Source organism: Virgifigura deserti (genome assembly GCA_003576685.1).
GTDB lineage: Bacteria > Pseudomonadota > Alphaproteobacteria > Dongiales > Dongiaceae > Virgifigura > Virgifigura deserti.
The window spans coordinates 362,084-378,897 of the sequence record QOZR01000002.1 but is presented as its reverse complement, the minus strand read 5'-3'; the positions used below and the strand labels follow the sequence as shown (position 1 = coordinate 378,897).

Annotated in this window: 17 protein-coding genes; 8 read left to right on the top strand and 9 right to left on the bottom strand. The window is 67.1% G+C overall.

The window, feature by feature from the left end:
• Positions 1 to 196: 196 nt before the first annotated feature.
• The 5 genes from minC (at position 197) to DT069_RS05150 (ending at position 4,345) form a co-directional block, all read left to right on the top strand.
• Positions 197 to 1,027 (top strand): septum site-determining protein MinC, encoded by an 831-nt coding sequence (gene minC / locus DT069_RS05170; RefSeq protein WP_425450017.1) that lies wholly within the window; start codon positions 197 to 199, stop codon positions 1,025 to 1,027.
• A 31-nt stretch (positions 1,028 to 1,058) separates the two neighbouring features.
• On the top strand, positions 1,059 to 1,874 hold the full coding sequence (gene minD, locus DT069_RS05165; protein WP_119459201.1) for a septum site-determining protein MinD: 816 nt from the start codon (positions 1,059 to 1,061) through the stop codon (positions 1,872 to 1,874).
• Positions 1,871 to 2,182 carry a cell division topological specificity factor MinE gene (gene minE / locus DT069_RS05160; protein WP_119459200.1) on the top strand — a complete coding sequence of 104 codons (312 nt, stop codon included), beginning with the start codon at positions 1,871 to 1,873 and terminating at the stop codon, positions 2,180 to 2,182. The genes minD and minE overlap by 4 nt, the downstream gene beginning before the upstream one ends.
• 334 nt (positions 2,183 to 2,516) lie before the next feature.
• The gene (locus DT069_RS05155) at positions 2,517 to 3,959 is read left to right on the top strand and encodes a sensor histidine kinase (protein ID WP_119459199.1); all 1,443 of its coding nucleotides are present in this window, start codon (positions 2,517 to 2,519) and stop codon (positions 3,957 to 3,959) included.
• A 14-nt stretch (positions 3,960 to 3,973) separates the two neighbouring features.
• Positions 3,974 to 4,345: a response regulator gene (locus DT069_RS05150; protein ID WP_119459198.1), complete on the top strand. Its 372-nt coding sequence runs from the start codon at positions 3,974 to 3,976 to the stop codon at positions 4,343 to 4,345.
• 59 nt (positions 4,346 to 4,404) lie between these two features.
• Here DT069_RS05150 and cutA read toward each other — a convergent pair whose 3' ends face one another.
• Entirely contained in the window at positions 4,405 to 4,725 is a 321-nt protein-coding gene (cutA, locus tag DT069_RS05145; protein ID WP_119459197.1) for a divalent-cation tolerance protein CutA, read from the bottom strand.
• Between the two features lie 257 nt (positions 4,726 to 4,982).
• Between cutA and DT069_RS05140 the strand changes: the two genes are divergently transcribed.
• Both DT069_RS05140 and DT069_RS05135 read left to right on the top strand, forming a co-directional pair.
• The gene (locus DT069_RS05140) at positions 4,983 to 5,324 is read left to right on the top strand and encodes an NIPSNAP family protein (protein ID WP_425450016.1); all 342 of its coding nucleotides are present in this window, start codon (positions 4,983 to 4,985) and stop codon (positions 5,322 to 5,324) included.
• Entirely contained in the window at positions 5,321 to 5,701 is a 381-nt protein-coding gene (locus DT069_RS05135; RefSeq protein WP_119459195.1) for an antibiotic biosynthesis monooxygenase family protein, read from the top strand. The genes DT069_RS05140 and DT069_RS05135 overlap by 4 nt, the downstream gene beginning before the upstream one ends.
• 30 nt (positions 5,702 to 5,731) lie before the next feature.
• Here the strand turns inward: DT069_RS05135 and DT069_RS05130 are convergent, their stop codons facing one another.
• Positions 5,732 to 7,012 (bottom strand): class I SAM-dependent RNA methyltransferase, encoded by a 1,281-nt coding sequence (locus DT069_RS05130; protein WP_162912986.1) that lies wholly within the window; start codon positions 7,010 to 7,012, stop codon positions 5,732 to 5,734.
• A gap of 10 nt (positions 7,013 to 7,022) precedes the next feature.
• A complete protein-coding gene (locus DT069_RS05125) occupies positions 7,023 to 7,946 on the bottom strand; it encodes an isocitrate lyase/PEP mutase family protein (protein WP_119459193.1) in 924 nt (307 codons plus the stop codon).
• Positions 7,947 to 8,139: 193 nt separating this feature from the next.
• On the opposite strand from DT069_RS05125, the gene DT069_RS05120 reads away from it, so the two are divergent.
• Positions 8,140 to 8,508 carry a hypothetical protein gene (locus DT069_RS05120; RefSeq protein ID WP_119459192.1) on the top strand — a complete coding sequence of 123 codons (369 nt, stop codon included), beginning with the start codon at positions 8,140 to 8,142 and terminating at the stop codon, positions 8,506 to 8,508.
• 96 nt (positions 8,509 to 8,604) lie between these two features.
• Here DT069_RS05120 and DT069_RS05115 read toward each other — a convergent pair whose 3' ends face one another.
• The 6 genes from DT069_RS05115 to DT069_RS05090 form a co-directional block, all read right to left on the bottom strand.
• Positions 8,605 to 9,576, bottom strand: a complete 972-nt coding sequence (locus DT069_RS05115; protein WP_119459191.1) for a glutathione S-transferase family protein — start codon at positions 9,574 to 9,576, stop codon at positions 8,605 to 8,607.
• A 124-nt stretch (positions 9,577 to 9,700) separates the two neighbouring features.
• The gene (gene wrbA, locus DT069_RS05110; protein ID WP_119459190.1) at positions 9,701 to 10,300 is read right to left on the bottom strand and encodes an NAD(P)H:quinone oxidoreductase; all 600 of its coding nucleotides are present in this window, start codon (positions 10,298 to 10,300) and stop codon (positions 9,701 to 9,703) included.
• Positions 10,301 to 10,509: 209 nt separating this feature from the next.
• Positions 10,510 to 11,049 (bottom strand): TspO/MBR family protein, encoded by a 540-nt coding sequence (locus tag DT069_RS05105; RefSeq protein ID WP_425450015.1) that lies wholly within the window; start codon positions 11,047 to 11,049, stop codon positions 10,510 to 10,512.
• The gene (locus DT069_RS05100) at positions 11,046 to 13,178 is read right to left on the bottom strand and encodes a hypothetical protein (protein ID WP_119459189.1); all 2,133 of its coding nucleotides are present in this window, start codon (positions 13,176 to 13,178) and stop codon (positions 11,046 to 11,048) included. The genes DT069_RS05105 and DT069_RS05100 overlap by 4 nt, the downstream gene beginning before the upstream one ends.
• Positions 13,175 to 15,922 (bottom strand): DUF4159 domain-containing protein, encoded by a 2,748-nt coding sequence (locus DT069_RS05095; protein ID WP_119459188.1) that lies wholly within the window; start codon positions 15,920 to 15,922, stop codon positions 13,175 to 13,177. Before DT069_RS05095 ends, DT069_RS05100 begins: the two co-directional genes overlap by 4 nt.
• Complete coding sequence (locus DT069_RS05090) at positions 15,919 to 16,806, bottom strand: DUF58 domain-containing protein (protein WP_119459187.1); 888 nt, start codon at positions 16,804 to 16,806, stop codon at positions 15,919 to 15,921. Before DT069_RS05090 ends, DT069_RS05095 begins: the two co-directional genes overlap by 4 nt.
• Positions 16,807 to 16,814: the final 8 nt, after the last annotated feature.

The following is a 16,814-nucleotide window of genomic DNA, read 5'->3' as shown; positions in this document are numbered from 1 at the left end:
TGAAATCAGTTGCGACATGACCACGCGGCGCTGCATCATGCGGCGCTGCGCTGGTCACGGAATTGCCACAGTCGTCGGCTAGAGCGACGCGTAGAATGCGGCCGTCGAAGCTGTCGACGCGAATCCCAGGGGGATTCTGTGGAGAGCGCCAGCCAGATATCCTGAATTTCCCGCAATTGCCTTTAAAGATTCTGCCTTGCAACAAGTCGAAGTGAAGAACAGCAGCGGACGGGCAGCGTCCGCCGTGATGCCCTTCCAGATCCGCGGTCGGTCGTTCACGGCCGTCGTCCTGCAGATGACCGGCGCTGCCGATGCGGAATTTTACCAGACGCTCGACGCCAAGCTGTCGCAGGCGCCGCATTTCTTCACGAATGCGCCGTTCGTCATCGATCTCGACAGGGCCGTCGGCCTCAACCGGTCCGGGGACTTCACGGGTCTCGTCCGGGAATTGCGGGCGCGCAAGCTATCGGTGATCGGCGTCCAGAACGGCACGATCGAGCAGAACGCGGGCGCACTCACCGCCGGCCTCATAACGCTGCAGGGCGGACGCGACCTGCCGCCGGATGGGGCGAAGGCCCGGTCGGGGGATGAGTCGTCGGGAGAGGAGGCGGAGGATCGGCCCAGGGAGCGGCCGATCGACCGAAACGACCGCGTCGCCGCGGCGACCGAAGCGGCGGAACCCGCGGAGATCGCGGCCGGCGGCACGGTGCTGATCACTGAGCCCGTGCGCTCTGGGCAGCGAATCTTCGCTGATCGCGGCGATCTCGTGGTCGTCGCGTCGGTCGGTTCCGGCGCAGAGCTTGTCGCGCATGGCAACGTCCATATCTATGGCAGCATGCGCGGTCGGGCGCTCGCCGGCGTGAACGGCGACACGAGCGCGCGAATCTTCTGTCAAAGCCTTGAGGCGGAGTTGATCGCGATCGCCGGCCTGTATAAGACCAGCGACGACATCGGGCCGGCGGCCTGGAAGCAGCGGGTCCAGGCGTTCCTCGATCAGGATGCGCTCTGCGTCGAACCCCTGAAGTAGTTTTGACCCATCAAGCGGGGAGACCATTTCATTGGCTAAAATCATCGTTGTGACATCGGGCAAGGGGGGAGTCGGCAAGACGACCTCGACGGCCGCCATCGGCGCCGGGTTGGCGATGCGCGGCAAGAAGACGGTCATCATCGATTTCGATGTCGGCCTGCGCAACCTCGATATGATCATGGGGTGCGAGCGGCGGGTGGTGTTCGACTTCATCAACGTCATCCAAGGTGACGCGAAGCTCAAACAGGCCCTGATCAAGGACCGGCGGCTGGACAATCTGTCGATCCTGCCGACCTCGCAGACCCGCGACAAGGATGCGCTGACGCGCGACGGCGTCGAGAAGGTGCTGAAGGAGCTGCGCGACGAGTACGATTACATCATTTGCGACAGCCCGGCCGGCATCGAGCGCGGTGCGCATATGGCGATGTATTTTGCCGACGAGGCGGTGGTCGTCACCAATCCCGAAGTGTCGTCGGTGCGCGACAGCGACCGCGTGCTCGGCCTGTTGAGCAGCAAGAGCCGACGCGCCGAGAAGGGGGAGGAGCCGGTCAAGCCGCACCTTCTGCTGACGCGTTACGATCCCGCCCGTGTGGCGAAGGGCGAGATGATGAAGGTCGAGGACATCCTCGAAATCCTCTCCATTCCGCTCCTCGGCATCGTTCCCGAGAGTCCGGCGGTCCTAAAGGCCTCGAATCTCGGCACGCCGGTCACGCTCGATGCGAACTCCAATGCCGGCAAGGCCTATGTCGATGCCGTCTCCCGGCTGATGGGCGAGCAGATCGAGGTGCGCGTCCTCCCGCCCGAGCGGCGCGGCCTGTTCCAGCGCCTCCTGGGGAGGCCGGCATGACGCTGTTCAGCTTTTTCCGCCGACCGCGACAGGTGCACTCCGCCGATATGGCCAAGGAGCGGTTGCAGATCCTCCTTGCCCATGAGCGCTCCGACCGCTCGTCCGGTCCCGATTACCTCCCGCTTCTCCAGAAGGAGATCCTCGAGGTCATCAAGAAATACGTCCAGATCGACAGTGAGAAGGTCGGGGTCAAGCTGGAGCGGGGCGCCGAGATGTCGACGCTCGAAGTGAATATCGAGCTTCCGGCGGCACAGGCGGCGAAGAGGAACCAGGCCGCTCAGCCGGCGAGGCACGCCTTCGCGCGATGATTTGAGGAAGTCGCTCGTCGAGCGCGACGCGCTCGGGGAGAGGCCGCCCGGTTCCGAGACAGCCGTTCAGTAGTCGGCGCTTCGCGCCCGACCATCTGCAGCATCCATGCGGCCGATATCGATATCGGCCGGGTTTGATCTGCGTCCGGTAGCCCGCCGGCAGCCCGAATGTATCGTGAAACATTCGAGGGCAAGCGGAACGTTTGGCATGGGTAGTGCGTTAGGGGTATGCTGTGCGTCCGTCGCGAGGGTCGGGGCGAGGCGCGTATTGGCGTGCAGGGCTGCGACCGGGTTCCTATCCGGTACGCTCGGCGAGCGTGCCAAGAGGAGAGTCATGAATCAGGTGGTTTCCTCTTTGTCTCCCGCGCTTGCTGAATATGCCAACGATGCGTCTCGCGTTCTCGATGCGCCGCCACGCTTCCTCGAATTGCTGCCCATCGCGATCTATGCCTGCGACGCAGATGGCAGAATACGCTGGTTCAATCGCCGTGCCGTCACCTTGTGGGGCCGCACGCCGCGCGTTGGTGATGACGAGGAACGTTTCTGCGGTTCGTACAAGTTGTATCACCTCAGCGGCCATCCGATGCCCCATGCGGAAACGCCGATGGCACATGTCCTGAAAACTGGAACTTCGGTTGACGGCAAGGAGGTGACGATCGAGCGCCCGGACGGCTCCCGCGCGACCGCGATGGTCCACATCGATCCGATTCATGACGCGGACGGTCATCTGCTCGGTGCTGTCAATTGCTTCCATGACATCACCGAGGTGAAGCGGGCGGAGGAGAAGCTGCGTGAGAGCGAGCGGCGGTTCCGCGGACTGCTGGAGGCGCTGCCCGCGGCCATCTACACGACCGATGCCGCTGGGCGGATCACATTCTACAACGAGGCTGCTGCCGAGCTTTGGGGGCATCGACCGGAGCTCGGAGAAAGCGAGTGGTGCGGCTCCTGGCGCCTCTATTCGCCGGACGGCAGGCCGATGCCGCATGACGAGTGTCCCATGGCGGTGGCGCTGAAGGAGAACCGATCCGTCAGGGGCGAGGAGGCCATCGCCGAGCGGCCCGATGGCGCGCGCGTTCCCTTCATCCCCTACCCGACGCCGCTGCGCGACGCCACGGGCATGCTCGTCGGCGCGGTGAACATGCTGGTCGACATCACCGATCGCAAGCGGGCGGAGGAGCGGCAGAAGGCGCTGCTGGACGAGCTAAATCATCGGGTCAAGAACACGCTCGCCACCGTGCAGTCGCTTGCCAGCCAAACCATCCGCGGGGCCGACGTGCCCAAGGGTGTGCGTGAGGCCTTCGAGCGACGGCTGCTCGCCCTCAGCAGGACGCACGATCACCTGACGCGCGCACGATGGGAGTCGGCTGATCTCGAAGCGATCCTCCACGACATCTTTGCGCCATATCAGGGAGATGCCGGCCGGAACGAAACTGAAGGCCGGATCCGACTGGAGGGCGAGCCCGTCAAGCTGAAGCCGAAGCCCGCGCTGACGCTCGCCATGGTGCTCCATGAACTCGCGACCAACGCCGCAAAATACGGCTCACTGTCCGCGTCGGGCGGCGTTCTCACCGTCTCATGGGTCGTTATAGATGGCGAAGCGGGCTGCGGCTTGCGGATCGAGTGGCAGGAATCCGGCGGTCCGGCCGTCAAGCAGCCGCAACGCCGCGGCTTCGGCAGCCGGCTCTTGGAGCGGGGCATCACGAAGGAACTGAAAGGCTCGGCACAGATCTCCTTCGACCCCGCTGGCGTTCGCTGCTGCATGGAGATGCCGGTATAATCCTTCAACGGCGCATGAGTGAGCCTCTGTCGGCCGACGGCCTCAAGATCCTCGTCGTCGAGGACGAGACCATCATTTCCTTCCTGATCGAGGATATGCTGCAGGAGCTTGGCTGCGCCGTCGTGTGGCATGCCGGCGACGTGCGCGAAGCACTGGCACTATTGCGCGACCGCCGGCCCGATGTCGCCGTGCTCGACGTCAATCTGGGGCGGGAACTGGCGTACCCCATCGCAGCGCAGTTGGACGCCGCGCGAATTCCCTTCATCTTCGCGACAGGATATGGGCGCGACGGCATTCCGGATGAGTGGGCCTCACGGCCGGTGATTCAGAAGCCCTTCGCGATCGAGACGCTCGCGGCGGCACTGGACTCGGTGCTTCGAACTTAGAGTGCTAAAACAGACCATGGATAGGGTCTGTTAGGCTCTCTGAGCGAACTGCCGGGCAATTACCGCCGGTCTGTCTCCGCGCCGATCCAGTCGAGATAGGCCGGATTGCCGCTCGCGATCGGCAGGACGATGGCGCAGGGGCAGTCGTAGGAATGCAGCGCCTTGACGTGCTCGACCACCTGCTCCGCCAGATCCCGGCGGGTCTTCAGGATCAGGATCGTCTCGGCGCCGGTTTCGAGCGCACCCTCCCACCAATAGAGCGAGCGCATGCCGGAAAGGATGTTGGCACAGGCGGCCAGCCTCTCCTCGACAATGGCGCGACCGACCCTCTCGGCCTCGGCATCATCCGATGCGGTCACATAGATTAGGCAGAATTCCATCGGGACCCTCAAAATTACCGATGCGATGACCGGCCCGCAAGAGCGACCGGTCTTCTCGCGGGACTTTGGACCAGAGTTCAGGGTAGGTCCAACGCGCCGGAAGCCTCTCCCTCGGACCGGCTCAATTCTGCGGGAGGGCTGCCGGGAAGCGCGGCAACCGATACGGTGGCGAGCCTTTCTTTCATAGTTCGGTCGCAACCGAATCATCGCCACTCAACAGTTCGATAGAGTGCGCGGATATTTTCCATAGACAGAGGGTGCACGACGCGATGATCACCTGCTTCATCCGCTATGAAATCGACCCTTTCAAGATCGCTGCCTTTGAAGATTATGCCCGCAACTGGGGGCAGGCGATTCCCCGCTGCGGCGCGGACCTGATCGGCTATTTCGCTCCGCATGAAGGGTCGAGCACCGTTGCTTACGGCGTCTATAGCATCGACAGCCTCGCCGCCTATGAGAGATACCGGGCGCGCCTGAGCGACGATCCGCTGGGCCGGTCGAACTACGAATTCGCCAGGAAGGAGCAGTTCATTCGCCGGGAGGACCGGCTCTTCCTCCGGCTGGCCTCGACACCCCACGCGGAGCTCGTTCGTCCATGATCGCCGTGATCTTCGAAGTTTGGCCCGCTGAGGGGCAGGCCGAACACTACCTCGATCTCGCCGCGGCTATCCGCGCCGACCTTTCGGCCATCGACGGGTTCATCTCGGTCGAGCGCTTTCAAAGCCTCAGCGAGCCCGGAAAGCTGCTATCGCTGTCGTTCTGGCGCGACGAGGCGGCGGTGGCGCAATGGCGGGCTCTTCCGTCCCATCGCGCGACGCAGGCCAAAGGACGCGCCGGTGTCTTCCGTGATTACCGTCTGCGCGTCGCGGATGTGATCCGCGATTATGGCCTGACCGACCGCAAGCAAGCCCCGGCCGACAGTCGGGCCGCGCATCCTCCGTCACGGGCCGTCGAGCTCTCCGCCGAGCAATCCTGATCGTCGCCGGCCTGATCGTCGCCGGCCTGATCATCGCCGGAACGAGGCGATCAGCTCGACATGGTGGGACCAGACGAACTGGTCGACGATGCGCAGTTCCGTGACGCTATAGCCTCCGTCCAGCAGCCGGCGCGCGTCGCGGGCGAACGTCGCCGGATTGCAGGAGACCGCGACGACGATGGGAACCCGCGACCCGGCGATCTCGCCGGCTTGAGCCTGCGCGCCGGCGCGCGGCGGATCGAACACGAGGCCGTCATAGGCCGCCAGCGCGGCGGCGGGCACGGGATCGCGAAACAGATTGCGCCGGACGGTGGATAGCCGGCCCGTCAGCTTGGCGGAGCGCGCCGCACGGTCGAGCGCGGCGAGGGCCGGCGGATCCGCGTCGAAGGCGTCCACGCCTGCGCCCTGCGCGGCAAGCGGCAGCGAGAAGGTCCCGCATCCACAGAAGAGGTCGGCGACACGGCGCGCCGCGCCCAATCCGGCGAGGACGTCATTGACCAGCGCGCGTTCTCCCGCCTCGCTCGGCTGGAGAAAGCTCCCGGGCGGCGGCGTCACGGGCACGCCGCCGAACAGCGCCGCGACCGTTCCCTTCTGGATCATCGGCTCGGGATCGGCCGTGGTCGTGCGACGCCACGAGACGCGCGCGACATCGGCGGTGGCGGCGAAGGCGGCGACCTGCTCGCGTGCCTCCAGGTCCGGATCGCGTCCGATCGTCAGGAGGAGATCCACGCCGCCGGTCAGCGCCGCCACCGCAAAGTCGGCCGTTTCCCCCTCGCGCAGCAGGGCGCCCGCCAAGTCCCGCAGGTCGGGCAGAAGGGCGACGAGACGTGGCACCAGGATCGGGCAATCGGAGATCGGTTCGATGGCCGCGCTCTCCCGCGCATTGAAGCCGAGCGTCACGGTGCCGCGGCGCTTGCGCGCGGCAAGCGTCGCCCGGCGCCGGCTCGCCGGCTCGACCGTCACCGCATCGCGCAGGGGCACATCGCGGATGCCGCGCCGCTCGAGCTCAACGAGCACCTTCCGCCGCTTCCAATCCGCGTTCTCGGCGGCCGACAGTTGCTGGGCCGCGCAGCCGCCGCAGCGGAGGAAATGCGGACAGGGCGCCGCCTCGCGGGCCGGTGAGGGCGCGAGGATCTCCACCAATTCGGCGGTCAAGCCGTCCTTGCGGCGCCCGCTCGGTCGAATCCGTACGCGCTCGCCCGGCAACGTGCCCGGCACGAACACACGCTCTCCGGCGAGCGAGGCCAGCCCGTCGCCGCGCCAGCCGAGCTCTTCGATCTCGACCTCGATGATCTGGTTCGATCTGCTCATTACTGGCCGGTCAGTCCGGCTCGTCCTCCAGCTCTTCGTCGAAGGCCGGCAGGTCGACAAGGTCGCGCGCGAACTCCTCATAGGCCGTCTCGGCCTCGCGGACGGCCGGCAGGCCGATCAGCACATTGAACTCGTCGAACGTCATCAGCCGATCCTCGACGGCGGCCGTCGTGCCGTCGCGTGCGAGGGCGCTATAGAGCCCGCGAAGGGCCTCGGCGACGGCATAGGTGGCCGCCACCGGAAAAGTCACGGCGGCAAAGCCCATCTCTTCGAGCGCTGCCGCCGGCAGCAGCGGCGTCCGGCCGCCCTCGATATTGTTGGCGAGGCAGGGGCCGGGAATCTCCGAGCAGACCCGGCGCAGCTCCTCCACCGAGACCGGCGCTTCGACGAACAGGAGATCGGCGCCCGCCTCGCAATAGAGCTGGGCCCGCTCGATCGCCTCGTCGAGCCCATGCACGGCGCGGGCGTCGGTGCGCGCCATGATCACGAGGTCGGCGTCAATCCGCGCATCCAGCGCCGCCTTGAGCTTCGCCACCATCTCCGCCGCCGGCACCACCCGCTTGCCGGCCATATGCCCGCACCGCTTCGGCGCCACTTGGTCCTCGATGAACAGGCCGGCGACGCCGGCGCGCTCGAAGGCGCGCACGGTGCGGGCGACGTTCGTCGTGTTGCCGTGCCCCGTATCGCCGTCGGCGAAGATCGGCAGGTCGGTGCAGTCGGCGAGGCGCGCATACATCTCCGCCATCTCGCTCATGCCGAGCTGCCCCACATCGGGCGCGCCGAGAAGGCTGGCTGCAGCGCTATAGCCGCCGCAGGTGACCGCGGCGAACCCGGCCTGCTCGGCCAGGCGAACCGACAGCGCGTCGTGGGCGCCGGGCAGGAGCAGGATCTCCGGCGCCTCGACGAGAAGGCGAAACCGCGTGGTGCGCCGCATTCCCCGATCCTTCCCTGTTCTATCCCGTTCAACCGGCCGCAAGCGCGATCGTCCCCGATCGGAACTGCCGGCGCCAGGAGAATATCCGACTCCGATCCGGCTGTGGTAATACAGGGAGTTCCCTTTGGGAACTTCCCTTTCCAAGAGGCGTTATTTCTCATGGATTTTGGCTAGAACAGGGAGATTAGTCGCAATGGATATCCGGAAAGGCCTGCTTCGCTCCATCCCCGCGGTGGGGCTGGCGGTCGCTATGACGGCAGGCGCCGCATCGCTTTCGAAGGCTCAGACCATGGGTGACGTGGGCTTCGCCGAGTATCATGGCGCGATCCGCGCATATGAGCTGTGCAACGACGTGACGTTCGATCAGGACGCCTACAATGCCCTGGAGCGAGCGATCAACGAGCGGACGAGCGACACCATGAGCGTCGGCGAGAGCCTGTCGACGATTGAGCAAGCACAGTCCGAAGCCTTTGACATGGTCTTCAAGTACCGGTGCGATAGCGAGCCGGTCGGCAGGCTGCTCGCGCTGTTCCAGTCGGATCTGGCGCCGGCGGTGATGTAGCGATATCGCCGGCCCCGCCTTCAGGGCCGGCACGATTTCCTCTATTTCCCTCTCCCCGCAGGGTGGGGAGAGGGCGGTCCTTCCGTACAAATTTGGTTATGCCGCGGCCGCGAACCGGTCGCGATCATGCGGCTCGGTGAAATCGATCGCCGGGCCTTTCGGCACGATTCCCGCCGGGTTGATCGTCCGGTGGCTTTCGTAATAGTGGCCCTTGATGTGGCGCATATCGACCGTCGAGGCCACGCCCGGGACCTGATACAGCGCGCGGGTGTAGTTCCAGAGATTCGGATAGTCGACGAGGCGCTGGCGGTTGCACTTGAAGTGCCCGACATAGACCGCGTCGAAGCGCACCAGCGTGGTGAACAGCCGCCAGTCCGCCTCGGTCAGCCGGTCGCCGGCGAGATAGCGCTGACGGGCAAGCCGGTCCTCGATCTCGTCGAGTGCGGCGAACAGCGCGTCGAAGGCCGTGTCATAAGCCTCCTGCGTGGTCGCGAAGCCGGTCTTGTAGACGCCGTTGTTGATGCCGTCATAGACGCGCGCGTTGACGGTATCGATCTCGCCGCGCAAGGCCTTCGGATAGAAGTCGAGCGAGGAATCGCCGAACGCGTCGAAGGCGCTGTTCAGCATGCGGATGATCTCCGCCGACTCGTTGCAGACGATGGTCTCCCGCTTCTTGTCCCACAGCACGGGCACGGTGACGCGGCCGGTATAGTCGGGCTGCGCCTTGGTGTAGACCTCATGCAGGAAGCGCGCGCCGTTCACATGGTCGGGGATGCAGCCCGGCCGTTCGCTGAACTGCCAGCCGTTCTCCGCCATCAGCCAGTCGACGACCGAGAGCGAGATCACGTCCTCCAGCCGCTTCAGCTTGCGGAAGATCAGCGTGCGATGCGCCCAGGGGCAGGCGAGGGAGACATAAAGGTGATAGCGTCCCGGCTCGGCCTTGAAGCCGCTTGACCCGTCGGCGGTGATCTCGTTTCGAAAGCTGCTCTCGCCGCGCACGAAGCGGCCGCCGGACTTCGCGGTGTCGTACCATTGGTCGTGCCAGACGCCGTCGATCAGAAGGCCCATGCAATATTCCCTCAAACATCCTTATCCGCTGAGTAGTGACGCGGAAGATAACCACAGAGACACAGAGATAATTTCTCTTTAGTACTCTGTGCCTCTGTGTCTGTGTGTCTCAATAACTTACCGCTCAGCCGGCCAGCTTGGCGGCGATCTCGGCGACGTGGCGGCCCTGATAGCGGGCGCCTTCCAGCTCGTTCTCGCTCGGCTGGCGCGAGCCGTCGCCGCCGGCGATGGTGGAGGCGCCGTAAGGGCTGCCGCCGGTGATCTCGTCCATCCGCATCTGGCCCTGCCAGGAATAGGGCAGGCCGACGATCACCAGGCCGAGATGCATCAGCACAGGGATGGTCGTCAGGATGGTGCTCTCCTGCCCGCCATGCTGGGTGGCGGTGGAGGTGAAGACGCTGCCGACCTTGCCGTTCAGCTTGCCTTGCGCCCACAGGCTGCCGGTCTGGTCGAGGAAATTCTTCATCTGTGCCGTCATGTTGCCATAGCGGGTCGGCGTCCCGATGATGATCGCGTCGTAATCCGGCAACTCGTCGACGGTCGCGATCGGCGCCGCCTGGTCCAGCTTGAAGCCGGATTTCTTCGTGATCTCCTCCGGCACCAGTTCCGGCACCCGCTTGACCGTCACCTCGGCGCCGCCCTCGCGCGCGCCCTCCGCCACCGCCTGGGCCATCCGCTCGATATGGCCATAGCTGCTGTAGTAAAGCACCAGAACCTTCGTCATCGATCGCTCTCCTGAAATCCCGAATTGCCGGGCGGGTCCCGCCGATCCGGCTTCATCCGCCACCCCATGAACGTAATGACGGCCGGCAATAGGAGGTAGAACGGTCCGCGGAACCAAATTGTTTCCGCGCATGGACAATCGGGGCGTCGCCCCGATGGCTCTAGCCCGATGGCTCTAGAGTGTGATTCGATCAGGTTGACCCGACCTGATCAGTTCATCCGCCAGATCGCGAAATTGAGCGCCGCCGCATAGCCGACCCAGAGCAGATAGGGCAGGAGGAGCCAGCCGGCGAGCGGGCGGACGCGGCCGAAGGTGACCATCGTGGCGAGGATGGCCGCCAGCAGCAAAATGATCTCGATCAACCCGAGGCCGGGGCTGCGCAGCCCGAAGAACAGGACGGACCAGGCGCAGTTGAGCGCGAGTTGAAGGCCGAACAGCGTCATCGGCAGGGCAATGGCCGTGTACATGTAGGTCCGCTCGCGCCAGACCAGCCAGGCCGCCACGGCCATGACGATGTAGAGGACGGTCCAGACAACGGGAAAGACCGCGTTCGGCGGCGTCCAGGACGGCTTGGCGAGCGCCGCGTACCAGTCGCCCAGCGCCGGTTCAGTTACCCGGCTGCCGATCCAGCCGATGGCGAGGCAGAGCCCGACGAATCCGATGAGGACGAACCCGCTGCGCAGCGGGCTGTGATGATGGCCCGGCAGGGCCGGCAGAATCCCCGCTTTGCCGCGCCGAACCTGGATCACCGTCCCTCCCGGCGCCAGGCCAGAAGCGTCGCGCCCAGGCCGAGCAGCAGAATCACCAGGGCCGGGAGCAGCGGCACCTGGCGGATTCCCGTTACCAGATAGTCCTGGTTCCGCTGCAGGCCGATCCAGCCGGGCCCGGCCGCATCCCGGTCGGGGCCGACTTGGCGCAGGGACGGAACATCCTCCTCGGCGAGCCGCCGGACGCTGCCGCCGGTCTGGTCCGCGATAGGCTGGAGCAGGTCGCCGCTGGCGCGCAGGTCGGCGAACTCCAGCGGGTTCAGGGCGCCGCTCGCGGCGAAGGCCATCCGGGTGCCGTCGCTGATTCGGTAGAGGCCCGGCTCCGCCGCCGGCAGGCTGCCGACGGCGCGACCGTCGCCGGCATCGCTCAGCGGCACGGTGAGTGTCTTCCCGGTCGGCGTGGTCACCTCGACCGTCTCCGGATGTTCGGTCAGGCTGCGCCGGGTGATCTCGATGCGCCCGTCGATCACCATCGCCTTCAGGTCCTCCTCCTCCAGCTCCGGCTCCTTCATCAGCCAGTGGGCGATGCGGCGCAGCAGCTCGCCCTGCGGGCCGCCGCCCTCGAACCCGCGCGACCAGAGCCAAATCTGATCGCTCAGGAGCTGTGCGACGCGCCCGTCACCGAACCGGTCGAGGATCAGCAGCGGCAGTCCGTTGGCGCCGTCCAACACCGTCTCGCCGCGCCGGGCGCTCGCCTCGATCTGCATGAACCAGCGGCCCCAGGAGGGGGACTCGTCCCCGCCGCTTGTTTCAGGGGCGCCCCCGGGGCTGCCGATACCGGGCAGGTCCGCGGTTACCGGGTGCCGGCGGCCGATCACGGTGACGCCGGGGCGGAATCCCTGCTCGACGACATCTCCCGACGGCTCCCCCGGCAGCACCCGCCCCAGCGGCGACTGGTAGAGGCCGAACGGCCCCGCAAGGGTGGATCCGGACGACACCAGCAGCGCTCCGCCCTCCTCGACATAGCGGGCGATATTCTCGAAATAGGCGCGCGGCAGGACGCCGCGGCGGCGGTAGCGGTCGAAAATAATCAGGTCGAACTCGTCGAGCTTGATCTCGAACAGCTCGCGGATCGGGAAGGCGATCAGCGACAGCTCGTCGATCGGCGTGCCGTCCTGCTTCTCCGGCGGCCGAAGAATCGTGAAATGCACCAGATCGACCGCCGGGTCGGATTTGAGAAGGTTGCGCCAGGTGCGCTCGCCGGCATGCGGCTCGCCCGAGACCAGCAGCACGCGCAGGCGGTCGCGTACGCCATTGACCATCACCACGGCGCTATTGTTGACGAGGCTCAGCTCGCGCGGGCCCTGCTCGACGGCGATCTCGAACACCGTCGGCCCGCCATGCTCCAGCTCGAGAAGGATCTCGTAATCGACCCCGATCGGAATCGACAGCGGGTCAAGCGGCTCTCCGTCTTGCGTCACCGTCACCTGCGCCAGGCCCGAGACCTCTGCATCCGGCAAGCCCTCGCCCCGAAGGTCGTCCACGCGGACGGTCATGGCGATCTCTTTGTTGACGATGCCATAACTCGGCGCCTCGGTGACCATCAGCCGCCGATCGCCCTCGTCGGCACGGCCGGACAGCAGCGCATGCACGGGCGCATCGAAGCCGAGTTCCTGCAGATCGGCCGGGACATCGTGCACTTGGCCGTCGGTGATGACGACGACACCCGCGACCCGTCGGCTCGGCACGTCGGCAAGAGCCCGGGTCAGCGCGTCAAAGAGCTGCGTCCCCTCGGCCGCAGCGCCGGCCGGCGTCTCGGGGCCGCCGGCGCGCACGATCCGCACCTCGACATTGTCGAAGGTGCGCAGTTGGCGCTCCACCTCGGCAAGCGCCGCCTCGGTCTCGGCCGTGCGCTCCTCGATCTCCTGGCTCGGAGACTCGTCGACGAGAACCACCGCGACGTCGTCCAAGGCTTCCCGTTGCTCCCGCACGAGCGAGGGATTCAGCAGTGCAACCATCAGCACCGCCACCGCCAGAAAGCGCCACGCGACGCCGCGCGCGCGGCGGAACAGCGCCAGCCCGAGCATGAGGAGCGCCGCGAGGCCCAAAACGCCGATTGCCGGCCACGGGAGCAGCGGCGCGAGATCGATGCTGAGAGAACCGAGATTCATTGCCCGAGGCGCTCCAGGATCGCCGGCACATGCACCTGGTCCGACTTGTAGTTCCCGGTCAGTGCATACATCACGAGATTGACGCCGAACCGATAGGCCATTTCCCGCTGCCGCTCGCCGCCGGGCACGACGGGAAACATCGGCCGGCCGGTGTCGTCCACCGCCCAGGCGCCCGCCCAATCGTTGCCGCCGATGATGACCGACGAGACGCCGTCATTGACGCTGTCGTCGCCGTCCTCGACCCACAGCCCGCCACCGGCCCAGCGGCCGGGAAACTCCTGCATCAGATAAAAGGCCTTGGTCAGCACATGCTCCGTCGGCACCGGGATCAGGGGCGGAATGTCGAGTCCTTGGACGAGGTCGCGCAGCTGGGCGGTCCCCGCGCCGACAACTCCCAGACTGCCTCCCGCATTCTGGTCGCGCGTGTCGAACAGGATGATGCCGCCGTTCTTCAGGTAACTATTGAGCCGGTGCATGGCGGTATCCGACAGCATGGCCTGTTCCGGCGCGATCGGCCAGTAGAGCAGGGGGAAAAAGGCGAGTTCGTCGGTCTCGATATCCACGCCGAGCGGCGGGCCCGTCTCGACCGCCGTCCTCTGCCGGAGGACCAGCGTCAGTCCTTCCAGCCCGGCCCGGCTGGTCGCGTCGACTTCCGGGCTCCCGGTTCGCACATAGGCGAGCCGCGTATCCGCGGTCGCGGCGATGGCGAAGGCATCCGTTCCCCGCTCCACCGACCCGTTCTGCGCAAGCGCCGTCATCGGCAGGATCAGGCAGAAGGCGATCGCCCCAAGATGGGCCGTCCCGAGGCGGGCGGTCCGTCCCGTCGGCAGGAGGCCGCGCAGCGCCAGCGCGATGCCGAGATCGACCAGCAGGAGCAACAGCCCGGCAGCCAGCAGCCAGGGCTTCAAGTCCACTTCCTGCGACTCCGCGAATGGGCTTGGCGAAACGCCGGCCGGCAGACGGCCGATCGGTCGGATCTCGGAGATGCCCGCGGACAGATTGAGGGCGCGTCGCGCCATGTCCTGGCCATAGAAGCCCGGCGGATGCCGCGGGTCGACGCGACCGCTGTCGAGGACCGCCGGCGTGGCCGGCACGGCCGTCGCCGGTGGGGCGCCGAGGCGGCCGAATCCGTCGAGCGTTTCGAACGGCGGCAGGGGCTCGCTCGATGCGGCGGTCACCGCGCCCTGGCTCAAATCGACGATCCGCTGCAGCATTTCGACGAACAGGCCGGACAGCGACAGGTTCGACCAGTCCGTGTTCGCCGTGGTGTGGACCAGGATCAGCCAGCCGTCGCCGCGGCGCTCGGCGGTAACGAGCGGCGTGCCGTCCTGCAGCCGCGCCCAGGTCTTGCGGCCGAGATCGACCTCCGGCTGGGCCAGCACCTGCCGGCGGATCACCAGGTCCTTCGGAATCGCCAGCCCGGCGAAGGGGCTGTCCGTGGGAAACGGCGCGAGCTGCGCCGGTTGCGACCAGGACAGCGCGCCGCCGAGGGTGCGGTCCCCGCCGCGCAGGCGCACCGGCAGCAGCGCGTCCGCGTTCTGCGCCAGCCGCGGGCCGGCGAAGCGAAGCAGCACGCCGCCCTGTTCGATCCACTCGGCGACCTCCGCCCTGTCGGAGTCCGGCAGGTTGCCGACATCGGCCAGCACCAGCACGGCCAGCTCGCGTTGCAGGAGTTCGAGGATGTTGCCCTTTCGAGTCTCGCTATGCGGCGTCAGCGCCCGCTCGATGTAGTAGAGGTCTCCCAGCAGCGGCTGCGCCTCGGCGTCCGGACCGCCGGAGACGACTCCGACCGGCCGCTGCCGCCACCGCTCGTCGAGCAGCACGACGGAGCCGCTCGAGTCCTCGCCCTCGATGGCGAGGCGCACGATCCGATTGCGCATTTCCAGCGGCAGCGTGACGGCGCGCTCGGCTTCGGTGGCACCGTCGCGGAAGACCACCTCCTCCCGGGAGATTAAGTGCCCGTCCTCGCCGCTGGCCAGGATCGCCACCGTCCGCTCGCCGGCGCCGGCCGCCCGTCGCAGACGAAGCGTCAACGCCGTCCGGTCGGCCGTCGGCGGCAATTGCAGTAGCGGCAGCGTCGCCGCAGGATCCTGCAGGACGCGAAGGCTCCCCATGCGCTGCAGATGCTCCGCCAGGGCGAAGCTCGCATCTTCCGCTGCCGTCGCGATTCCGTCGGACAGCCAGACGATGTTCGGTGCGGTCTCGAACTGGAGATCGCCGAGCGCGGCCAGCGCGGCAGCGCGATCGACCGGCCAGGGCTTCGGCGCCAGGGCCTGCGCCTGGCTGCGTGCCTCGGCCGCGGGCAGCAGGGAGGTCGCTGCGATCGGCTGCCCGTCCGCGCGCGGCGCGGTCGTCAGCAGCATGACCGGCTTCTGGGCGCGCTCGGCCTCGTCGATCAGATCGGTCATCGCCGTCCGCCGCGCCTCCCACTGTGGCGCGGCCGCCCAGCCGTCGTCGACGACCAGCAGCAGCGGGCCCTGCCCGGATAGGCGCGCGCCCGCATTGATCAGTGGATGCGCGAGCGCGAGAATGACCAGACTCGCGATCAGCAGCCGCAGGGCGATCAACCAGGGCGGCGTCCGGTGCGGCGTCTCTTCGCGCGGCTGCAGGCCGAGCAGCAGGCGGATAGCCGGAAAGCGGACGCGCCGCGGCACCGGTGGCGTCACTTTCAGAAGCCACCACAGGACCGGCAGCGCGCCCAGTGCCAGCAGGATCCAGGGCGCGGCGAAGCTGAGGCCCATCATCGATGTGGCCCCACCGGCTCGGACAGCAGCAGGAACAGCGTCAGCAGCGCCGATTGTGGCGGACGATCCGTTCGGTGGCTCGACAGCGTCCAGCCGGCGGCGCGCGCCAGCGCCGCCAGGCCGTCGTGATGCGCGTGCATGCGTCCGATATAGTCGTCGCGCACGGATTCGACGCGGCTCAGCAGCAGGTCGCCTTCGCCTTCGAGCCCTTCGAAGCGAACGCGGCCGGCGAAGGGCAGCGTCTCCTCCGCGGGATCCAGGACCTGCAGCATATGGCCGCGCACGCCATGTTCGGCGAATCGCCGGATCGTTGCGTCGATCTCCGGCAGCGGCGCCAGGAAATCGCCGATCAAGACGACCTGCGCATGGCGGGGCAGCGGTGCATGGGGCGGCAGGTCGGTCGCCGCCGAATCGGCGAGGCCGAGCTGCAGGGCCATCCGATTCAGCGCCGCGCGTCCAGTGCTCGGCAGCAGGCCGCTGCCGAGCAGCGCGATCCGCTCGCCGCCCCGGGTCAGCAGCGCCGCCAGCGCCAGCATCAGAAGCTCCGCCCGTTCCAGCTTCTCGGGCAAGTCGCCATCCGAGCGGTAGCGCATCGACGAGGAGCCGTCGCGCCAGAGCCAGACGCTCTGCGCGGCCGCCCACTCCATCTCCCGGATGAAGGTCGGGTCGGCCTTGGCCGATTGCCGCCAGTCGATCTTCTGGGTCGGGTCTCCGGGGTGATAGCGGCGGAACTGCCAGAACGTCTCGCCCTGGCCGACACGGCGGCGGCCATGCACGCCCTGTTCGACCGTCGAGGCGACGCGCTCGGCCGCGACCAGCAGCGGCGGCAACGTCGCCGCGAGCTGTTCTGCGCGCTGCCGCGTCTCGTCGGGGGTCGGGCTCATCGCTCGAT